This window comes from Microbacterium lacticum (genome assembly GCF_006716815.1).
GTDB classification, from domain to species: domain Bacteria; phylum Actinomycetota; class Actinomycetes; order Actinomycetales; family Microbacteriaceae; genus Microbacterium; species Microbacterium lacticum.
Map to the genome: position 1 here is coordinate 505988 of NZ_VFPS01000002.1, position 17183 is coordinate 523170.

Genomic DNA, 17183 nt, shown 5'->3' on the forward strand with positions numbered 1-17183 from the left:
TGCGCTTCAGACGGCCCGCGTGAGATAGCGCGCGAGGCTCTCGGTGCTCGCCTCAGGGGTGAACCCCGTCGCTTCGAGCTTCCCGAGGTCGAGCACGCTGCCTCGCGGCCGCAGCGCCACAGGGCTGGTCGCCGCGGCGAAGTACTCCTCCGTCGAGACACCCGTCACCCGGGCGGGGTCGTGCCCGGTGAGCGCGAACACCTCGCGGGCGATGTCGACCCAGGTCTGCGGCTGGCCGGCACCGGTGAGGTTGTAGACGCCGTACTCCGCGCCGGTGTCGACGAGGTGTCGGATGCCCCGGGCGATGTCGTCCGTGAATGTCAGACGTCCGACCTGGTCATCGACGACCTTCGGGTCGATGCCGCGTTCGGCCAAGGACGCCATGGTGCGGACGAAGTTGTTGCCGTCGCCGATCACCCAGCTCGTGCGGACGATGTAGTGGCGGGGCACGGTCGACACGACCGCGTCACCGGCCGCCTTCGTCTGTCCGTAGACGCCGAGCGGGCAGAGCGGGTCGTCCTCGCGGTAGGGCCGGTCCTGCGTCCCGTCGAAGACGTAGTCGCTGGAGACGTGCACGAGCGTGATGCCGTTCTCCGTCGCGATCCGTGCGAGCGCGGCGACACCGGTGACGTTGGCGGCCCAGGCATCCTTTCGGCCCTCGGGCGTCTCGGCGAGGTCGACCTTCGTGTACGCGGCGGCGTTGATGATCGTGCCGTAGTCGCGCCAGCGCCGGGCCGACGCCAGGCCGGGTGAGGCGAGGTCGAGCGATGCGCGGTCGGCGTATTCGAGGTGCGGCTCGTCGCCGTACTCGGCGTGCAAAGCGCGTCCGAGCTGTCCGTTCGCGCCGATCACCAGGATCTTCTTCGGCGGGATCGGAGTCACGTCGGCCAGCCGGGGGTGGGCGAGGTCCTTCGGTGAGATCTCGACGTCGGAGAGCGGAATCGGCCACTCGACCGCGGCCGTCTCATCGGCGAGGTTCAGGAACGAGTACGAGGCATCCGGCGACCAGTGGTCGTTGACGAGGTAGGTGTACGCCGTGTCGGGCTCGAGGGTCTGGTAGGAGTTGCCCACGCCGCGAGGCACGAAGATCGCCTTCGAGGGGTCGAGTTCGGTCGTGTACACGGCACCGAACGACGTGCCCTCGCGGAGGTCCACCCACGCGCCGAAGATGCGCCCGGTCGCGACGGACACCCACTTGTCCCACGGCTCGGCGTGGATGCCACGGGTGGTGCCGACTGCGTCATTGAAGGAGATGTTGTTCTGCACCGGCCCGAAATCGGGCAGGCCGAGCGCTGTCATCTTCTCGCGCTGCCAGTTCTCCTTGAACCAGCCCCGGGCGTCGCCGTGCACCGGCAGGTCGAAGACGACCAGACCCGGGATCGACGTCTCCGTCACGCTGAGCGCCTTGCCGTACTCGGTCACGGGGTCACTGTCCCTTCGACGCGTAAAACGCTTCGACGCCGTCCTTGTCGGCGGCCCACCACGCCTCATTCGCCCGATACCAGTCGATCGTGGCGGCGAGGCCGGCCTCGAAGTCGCGGTACTGCGGCTGCCATCCGAGCTCGGTGCGCAGCTTCGTCGAGTCGATGGCGTAGCGCAGGTCGTGGCCGGCGCGGTCGGTGACGTGGTCGTAGGCGTCCGCGGGCTGGCCCATGAGGGTCAGGATCAGTTCGACGACGTCTTTGTTGTCCTTCTCCCCATCCGCACCGATCAGGTAGGTCTCCCCGATCTCGCCCTTGTCGAGGATCGTGAGGACTGCGGAGGAATGATCGTCGGCGTGGATCCAGTCGCGGACGTTCTCTCCCTTGCCGTAGAGCTTGGGGCGGATGCCCCGGATCACGTTGGTGATCTGTCGGGGGATGAACTTCTCCACGTGCTGGTACGGGCCGTAGTTGTTCGAGCAGTTCGAGATCGTCGCCTGTACTCCGAAGGAGCGCACCCAGGCGCGGACGAGCAGGTCGGAGCCCGCCTTCGTGCTGCTGTAGGGCGACGACGGGTTGTAGGGGGTGTTCTCGGTGAACCGTTCCGGGTCGTCGAGCTCGAGGTCGCCGTAGACCTCGTCGGTGGAGATGTGGTGCAGGCGGGTGCCGTGCTTGCGGGCGGCCTCGAGCAGCGTGTACGTGCCGATGATGTTCGTGTCGAGGAACGGGCGCGGGTCGTTCAGCGAGTTGTCGTTGTGCGACTCCGCGGCGTAGTGCACGACGGCATCCGCGTTCTCGAACAGCGAATCGACGAGGGCCGCGTCGGTGATGTCGCCCACGACCAGCTCAACGCGGTCCTCGGGGAGTCCGTCGAGCGAGGCGCGGTTGCCGGCGTAGGTGAGCTTGTCGAGCACCGTGACGTGGTCGTCGGTGTGGTCGACCACGTGGTGGACGAAGTTCGAGCCGATGAAGCCGGCACCGCCGGTGACCAACAGGTTGCGCGCCATCAGCGGCCTCTTTCCAGGGTTTCGAGAAGGTAGGTGCCATAGCCCGACTTCACGAGCTTCTCGGCACGGGTGCGCAGCTCGTCATCGGTCAGGAACCCCTGCCGCCAGGCGACCTCTTCGGGCACACCGATCGACATGCCGGTGCGGCGCTGCATCGTGCGGACGTACTCTGCGGCATCCGTCATCTGATCGAACGTGCCCGTATCGAGCCACGCCGTGCCACGCGGGAGCACCTCGACCTGCAGCTTTCCGCGGTCCAGGTAGGCCCGGTTGACGTCGGTGATCTCATACTCGCCCCGCGCACTGGGAGCCAGGTTCCGGGCGATCTCGACGACATCGTTGTCGTAGAAGTACAAGCCGGGAACGGCATAGTTGCTCTTCGGGGTCGCGGGCTTCTCCTCCAGCGACACTGCCCTCCCCGCCTCGTCGAACTCGACCACGCCGTACGCCGACGGCTGCGCCACCCAGTACGCGAACACCGCCCCGCCATCGACGTCGGCGTACTGCTTCAGCTGCCTCCCGAGGCTCGGCCCGTAGAGCAGGTTGTCGCCGAGCACCAGAGCGACCTTCTCGTCACCGATGAAGTCCGCACCGATCGTGAACGCCTGCGCGAGACCATCCGGCGACGGCTGCTGCGCGAACGTGAGCCGGATGCCGAACTGCGACCCGTCGCCGAGGAGGCGCTCGAAGAACGGCGCGTCGTGCAGCGTCGTGATCACCAGGATGTCATCGATCCCCGCCAGCATGAGCGTCGACAACGGGTAATAGACCATCGGCTTGTCATAGACCGGGATCAACTGCTTGGACACGCCCAGCGTGATCGGGTGCAGCCGAGTACCCGAGCCGCCCGCGAGAATGATGCCTTTCATGGTCACCGATTCTTCCATGGGCGAATCAGAACCCGTGCCGCGCCGCTCGCGGATTGTTTCGCGCCCGAACTCGAAGGCCCGGCCGCATGTCGAGGTCTCCCAGGTCGACTGGGATACGCTTGACAGCTGTGGTCCGCCGCGCGCGGCATGTCATTCCCGCCAACCGAAGGATCTCATGATTGACGCGACACCGCCGGAGGGGCGGCAGTGATGTCGTGGCTGACTTTGGTCGCCGTCGCTCTCGTCACGATCGCCGTCCTGCTCGTGATAGGCGTCGCGCTCGCACGCATCATCGGGTTGCGGAGCTTCACAGCCATCGCCGTGGCTCCCGCGTTCACGATGACGGTGATCGCCATCGCATCCATAGTCATGCCCTGGCTGCACATCCCGTGGGGGATCATCGGAGTCCTCGCCGTCGCGATCCTCATCGGCGCGGTTCTCGCCCTCGTCCGTTGGGCGACACGACGCTGGCAACCCGTGGCAGAGCAGCGGGAGCGCGGGGCATTCGACCCTTGGCTTCTCGCTGGACTCCTCATCGCCGTCGCGCTTCTTTCCGCTCGCGTCATCGCGACGATTCAGGAACCGGATCGGATCTCGCAGACGTATGACAACGTCTTCCATCTGAACGCCGTTCGCTGGGTGCTCGACACGGGATCGGCTTCCGCCCTGGACATCGGCTACATGACCAATCCCGGCGGATCACCCTCCTTCTACCCGTCTGCATGGCACGGACTCGTCGCGCTCGTCGTGCAGCTCACGGGCGCCAGCATCCCGATCGCCATCAACGGTGCGGTGCTGGCGATCGCGGCTTTCGTGACACCCCTCGGCCTGCTCTTTCTCTCCCGAACGCTGTTCGGACGGTCTGTCGCGATTTCGGTGGCCACCGGCGTCGTCACCGCATCCGTCCCGCTGTCGTTGCTCTTGATGGACTACGGCGTCCTGTACCCGTTCCAGCTCGGAGTCGCGCTCCTGCCCATCGCGCTCGCCGTCAGCGCACGCCTCCTCCGACTGGCGACCGCGAATAATGAGCTCGGAACGCTGTGGTGGGCGATCGCGCTCGTCGGACTGATGCCCGGCCTGGCGCTCGTGCACCCCGGCGCGGTGATGGCCTGGCTTGCACTCTCCGCTCCGCTTGCCCTCGTCTTCGTCATCACACGCTGGCGCTCGCATCCGTCTCGCCGCGCACGGACCGCGCTTCTTGCCGGCAGCGCGACGTATCTGCTGGTCTCGGCGGGAATGCTCTATGCGCTTCGGCCGCCCGCGCTGGCGCGCGGCTGGCAGCCAGAGATCAACGTGAACGAAGCGCTGGTTCGGGTCGTGACGGTGCACCCCTGGTATCCGTACGCCCCGCTCCTCGTTGCGGTCGCCGTCGCCGTCGGGCTCGTCGCCGCTGTCAGACGCGCTGACCGTTCCTCGCTGTCATCCGTGGGCATCTACGCAGTCGCGGCGTTCCTCTACGTGGTGGCCGCCGCGATCCCCTTCCCCGTCCGCGACCTGTTCACTGCCTCCTGGTACAACAACATCCCCCGTCTCGCCGCGCTGCTGTACGTCGCGGTGATCCCGGTAGCGGCCTACGGGGCGGCCGTGGCCTGGTCGTTCACGGAGCGTGCCACGAATAGTGCGTCCATGCGCCCGTACGTCGGCCGCACCGTCGCAGTACTCGTCCTTCTGGCGGCGTTCGTCCTCTCACAGGTCGGACCCCTCTCCGCCATGCCGCAAGCCCAGCGCGCTGCCTCGGCCTCTTTCGCACTCACGCCCGATTCTCCACTGCTGAGCAGCGATGAAGCGGCTCTTCTGAAGCGTCTCGACGAGCATGTGCCCGCCGATGCGGTGATCGCTGGGAACCCCTGGACGGGAACCTCCGTGGCATATGCGCTCACGGGTCGGCATGTGCTCATGCCGCACATCCAGATGGTCATCTCCGACGACCTTGCCGAGGTGAACGACGACCTCCGCGACGCGACACCGGGATCGGCGGTATGCGCCGCGGTGGCGAACCTCGGTGTCGAGTACGTGCTGGACTTCGGTTCACGGGAGGTTCACGGCGCGCGTCACATCTTCGACGGACTCCAGGATCTTAAAGACTCGACTGCGGTGCGCCTCGTGGACAGCCAGGGAGACGCACGCTTGTATCAGGTCGTGGGGTGTGACCGATGAGCGTCAGTTCAGGTGTACCAGCGCCCGATTCTCCGCCGGACGACGACCTGACGCCGTCGACGCTGATCATCGTCCCGGCATGGAACGAAGAGCGCAACGTCGGCGCGACGGTATCCGAGATCCTCGCCGCGCGGCCCGGATACGACGTCGTCGTCGTGGATGACGGATCGAGCGACGGGACAGCTGACGTCGCGCGAGCTGCGGGGGCGTCGGTCATCCGCTTGCCCTTCAATCTGGGCGTGGGCGGGGCGATGCGCACCGGGTTCACCTACGCCAAACGACGAGGCTACCGTCGCGCGATTCAGGTGGACGCGGATGGCCAACACAACCCCGCGGATATCGATGCCGTGCTCAGCGGTCTCACGCGCGCCGACATCTCGATCGGAGCGCGATTCGCCGACGTCGGAGACTACGACGTGCGCGGTCCGCGACGCTGGGCGATGATCGTCCTCGCCAAGGCCCTCTCTCGCGTGACCGGTACGCGCCTCACGGATGCCACCAGCGGCTTTCGCGCCGCCGGCCCCCGCGCGATCGCCCAGTACGTGGATTACTACCCCGCCGAGTACTTCGGCGACACGCTGGACTCGCTCGTCGCGGCATCGCACGCGGGGCTGAGCGTGACTCAGGTGCCGGTGGCGATGCGGCCGCGCATGCACGGGACCTCAACCCAAGGAACATGGGGTGCGACGATCTACCTGTTGCGTGCCGTCTTCGCGCTGACGCTGGCCGTCGTTCGTCCGGGCCGCAAGACCCCCGAGGATGGACAGTCATGATCGTGTTCCTCGGAGTCGGCCTCGCCCTCCTCATTCTCGTTGTGGTCATGCGGATGCTCCTGAAGCGCTCCCTGCGCGAGAAGTACGCGGTGATGTGGCTCGTGATCGGCCTTGCAGTACTGATCCTCGGCCTGTTCCCGCAGCTCCTCACGGCGATGACCGATTTGCTCGGCGTCCAACTGCCGTCGAATCTGCTGTTCGCCCTGGCCATCGTGCTGCTGCTCGGCGTCGCGTTGCACCTGTCCTGGGAGCTCTCACAGGCCGAAGACGAGATCCGACGACTCGCCGAGGAGAGCGCCCTGTCTGACGCCGCCCTGTCGCGGCTCGAAGATCGCATCCACGCACTCGAGACCGAGTCGACCAAAGACACCGGGGCCGACCCGGAGTGACGTCGCTCAAAAGCGTCTGGGGCGTGATCACCGCGTTTCACCCCGATGATCTCGGCCCAGCCGTCACCAGACTCATCAGCCAGACGACGGGAGTAGTCGTCGTCGACGACGGCAGCGGTGCCGGGGCGGAGCAGCAGCTCTCCGTGGCTCGTGCCGCTGGCGCGGAGGTCGTGGCGCTCCCCCACAATGTCGGCATCGCTGCCGCGCTCAACGTCGGTGTCCGACATGCACTCGCACAGGGCGCTGACGCCGTAGTGACGTTCGATCAGGACTCGTCCGTACCCTCCGATTTCGTCAAGCGTCTGCGAGAACTGCACGACGAGCTGAGTCAGACGGCGCAGGCTCCCGTGGTCGTCGTCCCTCAGTATTTCGCAAGCGTCGACCAGACCGTCCACCGAGGACGGGGGGCGCCGCTGTCCGCGAGAAACGCCATTCAGTCGGGCATGCTGATCCCCCATGACGTGGTGGAGAAGGTCGGATTCTTCCGTGAAGAACTCTTCATCGACCTCGTCGACACGGAGTACGCGCTGAGATGTGAGGTCGCCGGCGTGTTCGCCTACGGCGTTCCTGGGCTACGGCTCGAGCATCATCTGGGCGGTCGGTATCGTCCGCGGGGAGCACTGCTGCGCAGGGTCGGAGTCGTGACACTGAGCTCGCCCTTCCGCTACTACTACCGAGTGCGCAATCGGACTCTGATCGAGAAGGACTATCTCCGACACTTCCCGGCTCGCCTGCTTCGGGACGGCATCATCGATCGCCTGCACTTCGCATTCGCACTGCTTCTCTCTCGACCGCGGCGCACGATGTGGCGCGTGCTTCGCACCGGCGCGCGGGACGGTCGACGAGGCGTCGGAGGCCGGATACCTCCGGCGGAGGCAGCTCTCGCGCGCACGATCTCGTGGCGCGCGGTGCTCCACGAGGACTCGTGATCAGGAACCCGGCGCGGGAGGAATGCGACGGAACTCCGCCATCGCAGGCGGTGCGAGCACAAGCAGCGCGGTCAGCTCCGATAAGCCGACGCCCAACGCGATGATGTTGGCCGATCCGAGCGAGGCGCCCGCCAACATGACGGTGATCCCCACGACGGCAGCGGAAATCGTGGCGAGAAGCACCACCCGGAACCGACCGGCCGGAATCAGCAGATTGCGGATCATCGGTGTGGCCAAGGAGATGCACACGAAAGCCATCGCGTAGAGCGCGCTCGGCCCCGGCTGCGCAGCCACCTGCGCCCCGAACACGATCGACGTCGCCCACGGACCCAAGAGCGCGATACCGGCACCGCCGACCACACCCAGTACGGCGTGGGTGGACAGGGCCACACGTTGACGGGTGCGCGCATCGGGCGCTCCGTTCTGCAACACCCAGGCCTGAAAGGCGTTGCCGACCGCGACGACCGCGAGCGTTCCGATGCGGTAGACGCGGTCGGCGGAGGCGAAGGCGCTGGCATCCGCTGAGGACAGTCCGACCGTCGCGATCGGGATCGCCGTCGAACCGTAAGCGTTTCCCGTCGCATCGATCGCGGCCGTCGGAACGAGGTTCCGCAAGACCGAGCGCACCGGCTGTGGGTGGTGGTCGGGATGCGCGTGCGTGCGGACCGTGGACCATGCGTGCAGGGCGAATGCCGGCAGGGTGCACACCACCAACAGGATCGGGTACCAGATCACCTGCCCGGAGATCGCGATGATCGGCAGCGCGATCAAGGAGGCGGCGAGTTTCGGCAACGCGTCGTACAGCATCACCCCCTTCGGATTGCCCTCTCCGATGCAGAACCAAGCCGGGGTGAGACCACCGAGGGACATCGCCACCGCGACCGCCACCGACTCCATGCGGTAAGAATCGGTGCACACGAACCATGTCACCACGGCAAGTACCGGCACGACGATCGCAGTCAGGAGCAGCCGTGAACGCAGACTCTCGCGAAGGATCATCGTCCGTTCGCGGTCGGACTCGGCGCGAGCGACACGAACCGGGCCGAGGACGCCCCATCCGAACAGGATGGCCACCATACCGAGGACACCGATGGACTGGCCCGCCGAGAAGTTGCCCCACCCGGCCTCACCGACGACGCGCGAGACGACGGGAAGTATGATGAACGGAGCAAGCGCTGAGATGATCGGCGCACCGGTGAAACCCGCGAACCTGAGAATAAGCGAGCGCACCGGAGCAAGTGTACGTGTGTCATCGCCACGTCCCCAACCCGGAAGGCGGCGAACCCCGTGAACCAGCGTGTCAGCGTGTGCATGGCCACCTACAACGGAGCTTCGTTCGTCTCCGCGCAGATCGAGTCGATCCTGGCGCAACTCGTCGATGACGACGAACTCGTCATCGTCGACGACGCCAGCACGGACGACACCGTCGCCGTCGTCGAATCGATCGGCGATCCACGGATCCGCATCATCCGGCAGAACGTCAATCAGGGATATGTGCGCACCTTCGAGCGCGCACTGCGCGAAGCCACCGGGGACGTCCTTCTTCTTTCCGATCAGGACGACCTGTGGCTGCCCGGTCGCCGTGACCTCCTCGCCCAGGCGGCACTGTCTCGAGGCGTGGCTGCCTCCAACCTCGTTCTGCTCGGCTCGGATCACGCGCTTCGCTCGCCGCTGACAGGGCGTCCCTGGTTGCTGAAGGCGGCCGACTCGCGCCGCCGGTGGAGGAACGAACTGCTCATCCTTGCAGGAGACATCCCGTATTTCGGATGTGCGATGGCGATGAGCCGCGACGCTGTGTCACGGGTCTTGCCGTTTCCTCCGTACCTGAGCGAGTCGCACGACCTCTGGATCGCAACAGTCGCCAATCGGCACGGCTTGATGACTCACGTCGATGCCGCCACCCTGCGTCGACGCGTCCACGCCGGCAACGCATCCACTCCACGGCCACGGTCACTCCGGCACGTGCTCGCGGCTCGATGGATGCTGGTGCGCGCGTTCGCGTCAGCGCGGCGTCGATAGCGGTGAGGGCGACACTCGACAACACTCTCAGTAGTTCACTGTCGTCCCATAAGCCACAATAGGAGCGTGATATCGATCGCGTGCCGCTCTCGCCGACTGTGGACGGCCGTCGCTGTCATGGCAACCGTTGTGATTCTCTCGTTCGGAGTCGTACCGGCGCACGCTGCTGCGGCGACCGATGCGGTTTCGGCTGATGTCGATGTCGACACGGCTCTGGCTGATATTGATGCAGGCATCCAGAAGACAGCGGACCTGTCTTCCTTCCGACCTGGAAACATCATCAGTGACGCGGTCTTCTTCAACTCGATGGCCATGAGTGAGGCACAGATCCAGGCGTTCCTCGACTCGAAGGTGTCGGATTGCCGCGCCGGGTATACCTGTTTGAAGAACAAGTACGACACGACACGCTCCATCCCGGCTGACGCCATGTGCGGGGCCTACGCCGGCGGCGGCTCAGAGCGAGCCTCCCGAATCATCTACAAGGTCGCCCAGGCCTGCGGCATCAATCCGCAGGTTCTCCTCGTCACCTTGCAGAAGGAGCAGGGGCTCATCACTGACACGTGGCCGACGTCGGGGCAGTATCGGGCAGCGATGGGGCAAGGATGCCCGGACACCGCTGCGTGCGATTCGACCTATTACGGGCTGTTCAACCAGATCCAGGGCGCGGCATGGCAGTTCAAGCGCTACGCCAACCCGCCGGGCACGAGCAAATTCTTCACCTGGTACGCACCGGGGAAGACGTGGAACGTACGACTCCACCCGAATGAGGCGTGCGGCACGTCCCCGGTGCTCATCGAGAACCAGGCGACCGCCAACCTCTACTACTACACGCCGTACCAGCCGAACAGCGCGGCCATCGGCGCAGGGTACGGATTGGGGAACTCCTGCTCGTCGTACGGCAACCGCAACTTCTACAACTACTTCGTCGATTGGTTCGGCAGCACCCAGCGCGCCTACGGTCCGATCGTCACCGGCCCGTCCCGTGACCGCGTGTACCTCTTGAACGGCGGCGTGAAGTATCCTGTCGCGACCTCGACCGACCTGCGTGCGCTGGGTGCCGGGCTGGGAGGGCTCCAGGTCGTTCCCGCCACCGCCCTCGACGCGCTCCCCACCGGTCGAACGCTCACGCGGTACGTGCATGACCCGCGCAGCGGAACCCTCTACCTCCTGGAGTTGGATGGGACGAAGCACCGTTTCGTCTCCAGCGACCAGATCGCTCTCTTCGGCTACGCCTTCTCCTCCTACGTGAACCTCGAACCGTCGCTCATCGACGCGTTCCCGACGGGCGAGGACGTGGGAGTGTTCACCACGCCGAGCAATGACAGCGGCGAGGTCTACTACCTCGACAACGGCGTCCAGCGCTACGTGTACGACACCCCCGCGTACGCGTATGCCGCCCGTGGGAAGAGTGGCTACGTCGCGACCATGGACGCCACGGCGCACGGTCGGATCCCTCGTGGGGCGACCTTCTTCACGCCGAACACGCTGGTGCGTGGAAGCTCGTCGGGAGACGTATACCTGACGACTCCCACCGCGACGATCGTGCACATACCGAGCTTCTCTCTCGCGGCTGAGTTCGGAGCGACCGTCTACAAAGTGGTGCCGGATGCCACGCTCAGCAAGAGCGTCATCAGCAAGAGCGATCTCGCGCCGGTCGTTCGATGCGGGTCCAAGGATCAGTACATCGCGGCGTCGGGAACGCTGCGTCAACTGAGCGGGAACACCGGTCTGGCGACGATCGGGCTCTCCACGGCCGAGTGCGCCGCGTTCCCGACAGCGGGCTCTGTGTCTGCTCCCGTGTTCGTTCAGGTTCCCGGAGCACCGGAGATCTACGTCGTCACCAACGGAAAGCTGCAACACGTCCGGACGCAAGCGCAGCTGGCGACCCTCAACGCCGGTCGTCCGCTTGTGATCCTCGGGTGGCAACGCGCGACCGCTGACGCGGTGGGAGTGACCGCACCCGCGATCGAGAACGGTGCGTTCGTGCAGTTCGACGGGACGCCGGAGGTGTACTGGTACACCGAGGACAAGCTTCGGCACATCTCCGACTACGCAAGCCTCGTCTCGCTCGGCGGGGGTCGCCTGCCCGCCATCTCCCGGCTCCCCTCAGCGTTCTCCGGGGCATACGACTACGGTGACAGCATCGGCGGACTTCCCAATGTCCGGGAGAACTCTTTCGTACAGTTCACAGACTCCGGCGAGGTCTATCGCTTCGTCGAAGGCGAACTCCACCACATCACCGACTTCGCGACACTGCTGCACCTCGGCGAGGGACGGGTTCCCTACATCGCGGCGCTCCCGCGCGTTGCGGCGCCGGCGTTCGCGGTGGGATCACCGATCGCCGCGCGAACCCCGCAGCCAGACGGGACATTCGTGCAGTTCACGGGGTACCCCGAGGTCTACCTCGTCAGCGGGGGAAGGCTTCGGCACGTTCAGCGATTCGAGACGCTGATCGCGCTGGGCGGAGGACGCCTCCCATCCATCCAACAGCTCGCCCCCGAGGAGCGACTCGGATGGCTGGCAGGGCCTGCCACCTAAGGAGTCGACGCGCGCCTGACGTCGACGAGTCGCCCAGGATCGGTCGGATACACTGAATCCTTGTGCTCGCCGACAGTCGGCGACACGGCGCTACTTCAGGGGTCTACCGAGTGTCGAATCATCGCGAGCGAGTCACCGTCGTCATACGAACGAAGAATCGCGAGCAGCTCCTCGCGCGAGCACTCGACGACGTCCTCGCTCAGACCTTCGATGATTGGCGTCTGATCGTCGTGAACGACGGCGGCCAGCGCCGCCCCGTCGACGCACTGATCCAGCAGCGAACCTTTCACGACCGCGTCGAGGTGATCCACGTCGACGGGGGTACCGGGTCGATGGAGGCTGCAGCGAACCTCGGCGCTCAGAAGGCCGACAGCGAATTCGTCATCATCCACGATGACGACGACACCTGGGATCCGCAGTTTCTCGAGGTGATGGTCGCTGCGCTCGACGCCGATGAAGACGCCGTCGCCGCGGCGGCACGGACCGAGATCATCTTCGAGCGCGTCGATGCCGACCGCATCACAGAACTCGGGCGGGCGCCGTTCGTCCCGCCCGGAGAGATCGTGACGATGTACGACCTGCTCCAGACGAATCGCGTCGTGCCGATCGGGCTTCTCGTGCGTCGCCGGGTGTACGACGAGATCGGCTGGTACGACCCAGCTCTGAAAGTGGTCGGCGACTGGGAGTTCAACCTTCGCCTCGTCCGTCACGGCCGAGTCCTCTTCGTCGGCGAGGAACCGCTCGCCTTCTGGCATCAGCGACCGCAGGCGACCGGGGCAGCATCCAACAGCGTGTTCGGCGAAAGCCTCGGTCACATGCAGTTCGATCGGATGGTCCGCGACGAGGCGTTGCGCGAGTACGTCGATCGAAACGGCATCGGCGGGTTGCTCTATCTGTCGAAGTACATCGAAGAAACGGTGCGGCACTACTCGCTCCAGCAGACCGTCCGCCGGGCTCTGCACCGCCCGTTCGCAAAGCTGCGCCGTCGTCGCCGATGAACACGAGTCATTCCCCAGCGAAAGGTCCCTCCGTGTCCCAGCGCGTTGCCGCCGTGGTCGTCACGTACAACCGACTCGAGAAGCTCAAGACCGTTCTGAGCTCACTCGCGAACCAGTCGACGCCGCCCGAATGGGTCGTGATCGTCGACAACGCCTCCACCGACGGTACGGCGAGCTACCTCGATGAGCTCACCGATCCTCGTCTCGACATCACCCGTCTCACCACCAATACGGGCGGCGCGGGCGGCTTCGCGACCGGCATGAAGCGAGCGTACGATCTCGGCGCCGACCTGTTCTGGTTGATGGATGACGATTGCTATCCGTCACCCGAAGCGCTCGAGCACCTGGTCAACGGCTACGACGAGGCGATGCAGGCGATGCCCGGCGGCGTCCCGTTCGCGTGCTCGCTGGTCTACTTCAATGACACGGAACTCGCAGAGATGAACATCGCAGCTCCGGACTGGAAGTGGGCGCGCCTCTGGGTTCAGGACCAACGTGCGGTTCTCGTACAGACGTGCTCCTTCGTGTCGGCACTGTATTCACGTGCCACCGTGGAGCGGATTGGTCTGCCCTTGCGCGAGTACTTCATCTGGTTCGATGACGCCGCGTATGCGCGGATGGCGAGCGAGGGAATCGGTCCCGGGGTCTGCGTGCTGGACAGCAAAGTGATCCATGACACGCCGACGAACGTGGCCGGCGACTTCTCTAAGGTGGACGATCAGAACATCTGGAAGTTCGCCTACGGCGCCCGCAATGAGGCTTCGTATCACCTTCACCACGAGTCTGCGCTCTCGTACGCGCGTTTCGTGGCACGGGTGGAGATCCTCATGCATCGTGGCCGCGTGCCGTGGCGCCTACGCCGCCGCATCACCGGACGCCTGCTCGCCGCCATCGGCTTCAATCCGAAGGCCGAACGGGTTGCCCTCGTCCCGACACCGGCGCAGTGATCCGCTCACTCTCTCATCGCCTGAACGCAGGAGGTAACCATGCGTCGTGGCACTAACGACGCTTTGCTCGAGGAGCCCGGCCGCGGGCACGGGCTGAGAGACGTCATCAGTCATCGTCATCTCCTCGCGCTCATCGTCCGCAAGGAGACCCAGGTCCGCTATCGCGGGTCGATCTTCGGCTGGCTCTGGTCGTACGTGAAGCCGCTTGTGCAGTTCCTCGTCTTCTACATCGCGCTCGGTGTCTTCCTGGCTCTGAACAAGAGCATCGACTTCTACGCGATCTACATCCTCGCGGGTATCACCATTGTCACGTTCTTCAATGAAGCGTTCGCGAACGGCACCCGTTCTCTGGTCGACAATGCCGCGCTGATCAAGAAGATCTACCTTCCCCGCGAAATGTTCCCCGTCTCCAGCATGCTCGTGGCGCTGGTGAACACGATCCCGCAGATCATCGTCGTCGTCGCGATCGCGCTCTGCTTCGGCTGGCAACCGACTCTTCTCCAGATCGCCGCGATTCCGCTCGGGCTCGTGCTCGTCGCGGTGTTCGCCACTGGTCTGGGGATGCTCTTCGGAGCGATCAACGTGACGTTCCGCGACGCGCAGAGCTTCGTCGAGATCATCGTGATGTGCGCAGTCTGGGCCTCGCCCGTGATGTATCACTGGGAGATGGTGGCCTCCAAGGTGCCGGAGTGGCTCTTCTCCGTGTACCGCCTGAACCCGCTCACGCCCGCGGTAGAGCTCTTCCACTACGGAATCTGGTTCCCGCTCCACCCCCGCAACGCACAGCCGTTGCCGGATCTGTGGGCGTATACCGGGTGGGCTTTCGTCACCGCAGTCGCCGTCCTCGCAATCGGTCAGGCCGTGTTCCATCGACTGGAGGGTCGCTTTGCTCAAGACCTCTGACGCCGCCATACCGCGCGTCGTCGTCGACGATGTGCACAAGGACTTCAAACTTCGCCACACCCATTCCATCAAGGAGACGTTCGTCGCAGCGCTCAAGCGCAAGCCGCTGACGACCGACTTCCACGCGCTCGACGGAGTGAGTTTCGAGATCGGTGCCGGTGAGTCGGTCGCCCTGCTGGGATTCAACGGATCCGGCAAGTCGACGATGCTCAAGCTGATCTCCGGTGTCCTGACCCCCGACGAAGGCAAAGTCCTCACGCGCGGACGGGTTGCGGGCCTCATCGAGGTCGGAGCCGGATTTCACCCCGACCTCTCCGGGCGCGAGAACATCTACCTCAATGCCGCCATCCTCGGCATGACCAAAAAGGAAACCGAGGAACGCTTCGACGAGATCGTCGAGTTCAGCGAGATCTCGCAGTTCATCGACACCGAAGTGAAGCATTACTCCTCGGGCATGTTCCTGCGGCTGGCCTTCTCCGTGGCGATCCACACCGAGGTCGATGTGCTGCTGATCGATGAGATTCTGTCGGTCGGCGACGAGCCGTTTCAGAAGAAGTGCCTCGCTCGCATCCGCGCGCTCCACGAACAGGGGAAGACGTTGGTCGTGGTGAGCCACGACCTGGACATGGTTTCTTCGCTCTGCGATCGCGGCATCCTCCTGCGCGACGGCAAGGTGCTCTTCGACGGTGCCAGCGGCGACGCCGTGGCCAAGATGCGCAGCTGACGCGTGATCTCGGGACACGACGACTCGTCGTGCCTCGCAGCCTTCACGGCGGGATAGCCTCGAGGGATGGCCAGATGGAACCCGATGACGAGAGCCATGAACCTGGTCACGCGGATACGCGTGATGAGCGAAGGCATCCTTTCTCTGCGTGAAGAGCTGAGCCTCGTTCGCGCGGACCTTGCGGCATTGCAGGACACGACGGCGCGGACCACCGCCGAGATGGTCCGGCGAAACGACGACGTCGGCCGACGACTCGACGACGTCGGCCGACGACTCGACGACGTACGAGCTGCGGCCGGTCGCGGCGCCAGACGCGGCACGCTCGCGCGCCGCGCGTTGCGTGTCGTCTTCCTCGTGCACAACAAGGACGCGTGGGATTCGATCGGAGAGGTCGTGCAGATCATGCGCTCTCGCGATGATTTCGATCCGATCGTCGTCTCCATCCCTCATCACTACGGTGGCGACGCGCCTCCGAAGGGAGAGGGACGGGTGCATCGTTTCCTCGCCGACCGGGACGTCCCCCATCTGCGGCTGCGAAAAGCCGAGCAGGGCTGGGCGAGTGAGCTCATCCACTCACTGGATCCGGACATCGTGTTCCGCCAGTCGCAGTGGGACGCCGATGTGGACCCCGCGTTCACCGCAGAGAACCTGGCGTGGACGCGGCTCGCGCTCATCCCCTACGAAATGATTAACCCCACGCGGAACGTCCCCTGGGACGAGCCCGCCGTCGACAGCGCTCTCGATCAGCACTGGCATCGGGCAGCGTGGTTGGTGTTCTGCGCCAACGACGACGTCCTCGCAATCGCCCGTCGCCAGACCGTGACGGGAGGCCGCCAATACCGAGCCGTCGGACATCCCAAAGCGGACGCGCTGAGACGCACTGTCCCCGCCTGGCCGCTCGAAGGGGCCGCACCCTCCCGCCGTCGCATCCTGTGGTCTGCGCACCACTCGATTCTCGACGGGTGGAACGACTTCGGACTGTTTCCGAGCACGAGCGACGAGATGCTGCGGTGGGCGCGGGAGGAGCCGGGGATCGATTTCGTCTTCGCGCATCACCCCTACCTCGCGGGCGTTTTCCGTCGCCCGGAGAGCCCCGTCGACTCGGCGAGCTTCTCCGCCTGGCTCGAGGAGTGGACACGACTTCCCAACACCGCGTACTGGCGCGGCGAGTACGCTCCCGTCCTCGCCGCGGCCGATCTCGTCGTCAGCGACGGACCCAGCATGATCACCGAGTCGCAGGTTCTCTCGAAGCCGACCATCTTCCTCGAGCGTGACGGGCATGTGCAGTTCAACAGCATTGGCGAGATGATCATCCAGGGAGTTCACCGGGTCAACGATGTGGCCAGCGCGCGCATCGTCGCCGAATCGATCCTCAGCGACGGCGATCCGCTCGCGGAGATCCAGCGACAGACGACGCTGCGCTTGTTCGGCGAGCCGGGCGCCGCCCAGCGAATTGTCGATGTCATCGTGCGGGAAGCAGCCGACGAGACTGCACGGATCTGAGGTCCC

Annotated in this window: 16 protein-coding genes; 12 read left to right on the forward strand and 4 right to left on the reverse strand. The window is 65.3% G+C overall.

Translation table 11 applies throughout. From position 1 onward, the window contains the following. Positions 1 to 6: 6 nt before the first annotated feature. The 3 genes from FHX68_RS08220 to rfbA are packed head-to-tail and all read right to left on the reverse strand — an operon-like array spanning position 7 to position 3297. Complete coding sequence (locus tag FHX68_RS08220; RefSeq protein ID WP_229661404.1) at positions 7 to 1422, reverse strand: sugar nucleotide-binding protein; 1416 nt, start codon at positions 1420 to 1422, stop codon at positions 7 to 9. Positions 1423 to 1426: 4 nt separating this feature from the next. Then, positions 1427 to 2428, reverse strand: coding sequence for a dTDP-glucose 4,6-dehydratase (gene rfbB / locus FHX68_RS08225; protein WP_141380217.1), 1002 nt, complete (start codon positions 2426 to 2428; stop codon positions 1427 to 1429). Further along, a complete protein-coding gene (gene rfbA / locus FHX68_RS08230) occupies positions 2428 to 3297 on the reverse strand; it encodes a glucose-1-phosphate thymidylyltransferase RfbA (protein ID WP_141380216.1) in 870 nt (289 codons plus the stop codon). Before rfbA ends, rfbB begins: the two co-directional genes overlap by 1 nt. On the opposite strand from rfbA, the gene FHX68_RS08235 reads away from it, so the two are divergent. The 5 genes from FHX68_RS08235 to FHX68_RS08255 are packed head-to-tail and all read left to right on the forward strand — an operon-like array spanning position 3296 to position 7545. Then, positions 3296 to 3508 (forward strand): hypothetical protein, encoded by a 213-nt coding sequence (locus FHX68_RS08235; RefSeq protein ID WP_141380215.1) that lies wholly within the window; start codon positions 3296 to 3298, stop codon positions 3506 to 3508. The genes rfbA and FHX68_RS08235 overlap by 2 nt on opposite strands. Next, the gene (locus FHX68_RS08240) at positions 3508 to 5454 is read left to right on the forward strand and encodes a DUF6541 family protein (RefSeq protein WP_141380214.1); all 1947 of its coding nucleotides are present in this window, start codon (positions 3508 to 3510) and stop codon (positions 5452 to 5454) included. Before FHX68_RS08235 ends, FHX68_RS08240 begins: the two co-directional genes overlap by 1 nt. Continuing rightward, positions 5451 to 6227: a glycosyltransferase family 2 protein gene (locus FHX68_RS08245; protein WP_141380213.1), complete on the forward strand. Its 777-nt coding sequence runs from the start codon at positions 5451 to 5453 to the stop codon at positions 6225 to 6227. Before FHX68_RS08240 ends, FHX68_RS08245 begins: the two co-directional genes overlap by 4 nt. Further along, entirely contained in the window at positions 6224 to 6616 is a 393-nt protein-coding gene (locus FHX68_RS08250) for a DUF2304 domain-containing protein (RefSeq protein ID WP_141380212.1), read from the forward strand. The genes FHX68_RS08245 and FHX68_RS08250 overlap by 4 nt, the downstream gene beginning before the upstream one ends. Positions 6617 to 6639: 23 nt before the next feature. Continuing rightward, positions 6640 to 7545, forward strand: a complete 906-nt coding sequence (locus FHX68_RS08255; RefSeq protein ID WP_170214213.1) for a glycosyltransferase family 2 protein — start codon at positions 6640 to 6642, stop codon at positions 7543 to 7545. On the opposite strand, the gene FHX68_RS08260 is transcribed toward FHX68_RS08255, so the two are convergent. Next, on the reverse strand, positions 7546 to 8775 hold the full coding sequence (locus FHX68_RS08260; protein ID WP_141380210.1) for a lipopolysaccharide biosynthesis protein: 1230 nt from the start codon (positions 8773 to 8775) through the stop codon (positions 7546 to 7548). 57 nt (positions 8776 to 8832) lie between these two features. On the opposite strand from FHX68_RS08260, the gene FHX68_RS08265 reads away from it, so the two are divergent. From FHX68_RS08265 to FHX68_RS08295, 7 genes are all read left to right on the forward strand, one after another. Next, positions 8833 to 9564, forward strand: a complete 732-nt coding sequence (locus tag FHX68_RS08265) for a glycosyltransferase (protein ID WP_242086314.1) — start codon at positions 8833 to 8835, stop codon at positions 9562 to 9564. 312 nt (positions 9565 to 9876) lie between these two features. Continuing rightward, positions 9877 to 12102 carry a hypothetical protein gene (locus tag FHX68_RS08270; protein WP_141380208.1) on the forward strand — a complete coding sequence of 742 codons (2226 nt, stop codon included), beginning with the start codon at positions 9877 to 9879 and terminating at the stop codon, positions 12100 to 12102. 110 nt (positions 12103 to 12212) lie between these two features. Then, entirely contained in the window at positions 12213 to 13100 is an 888-nt protein-coding gene (locus FHX68_RS08275) for a glycosyltransferase family 2 protein (RefSeq protein WP_170214212.1), read from the forward strand. A gap of 32 nt (positions 13101 to 13132) precedes the next feature. Beyond that, on the forward strand, positions 13133 to 14047 hold the full coding sequence (locus FHX68_RS08280) for a glycosyltransferase (protein ID WP_229661405.1): 915 nt from the start codon (positions 13133 to 13135) through the stop codon (positions 14045 to 14047). 39 nt (positions 14048 to 14086) lie between these two features. Further along, on the forward strand, positions 14087 to 14950 hold the full coding sequence (locus FHX68_RS08285; RefSeq protein ID WP_141380205.1) for an ABC transporter permease: 864 nt from the start codon (positions 14087 to 14089) through the stop codon (positions 14948 to 14950). Further along, positions 14934 to 15674, forward strand: a complete 741-nt coding sequence (locus FHX68_RS08290) for an ABC transporter ATP-binding protein (protein WP_141380204.1) — start codon at positions 14934 to 14936, stop codon at positions 15672 to 15674. Before FHX68_RS08285 ends, FHX68_RS08290 begins: the two co-directional genes overlap by 17 nt. Positions 15675 to 15770: 96 nt before the next feature. After that, entirely contained in the window at positions 15771 to 17177 is a 1407-nt protein-coding gene (locus FHX68_RS08295; RefSeq protein ID WP_170219053.1) for a hypothetical protein, read from the forward strand. Positions 17178 to 17183: the final 6 nt, after the last annotated feature.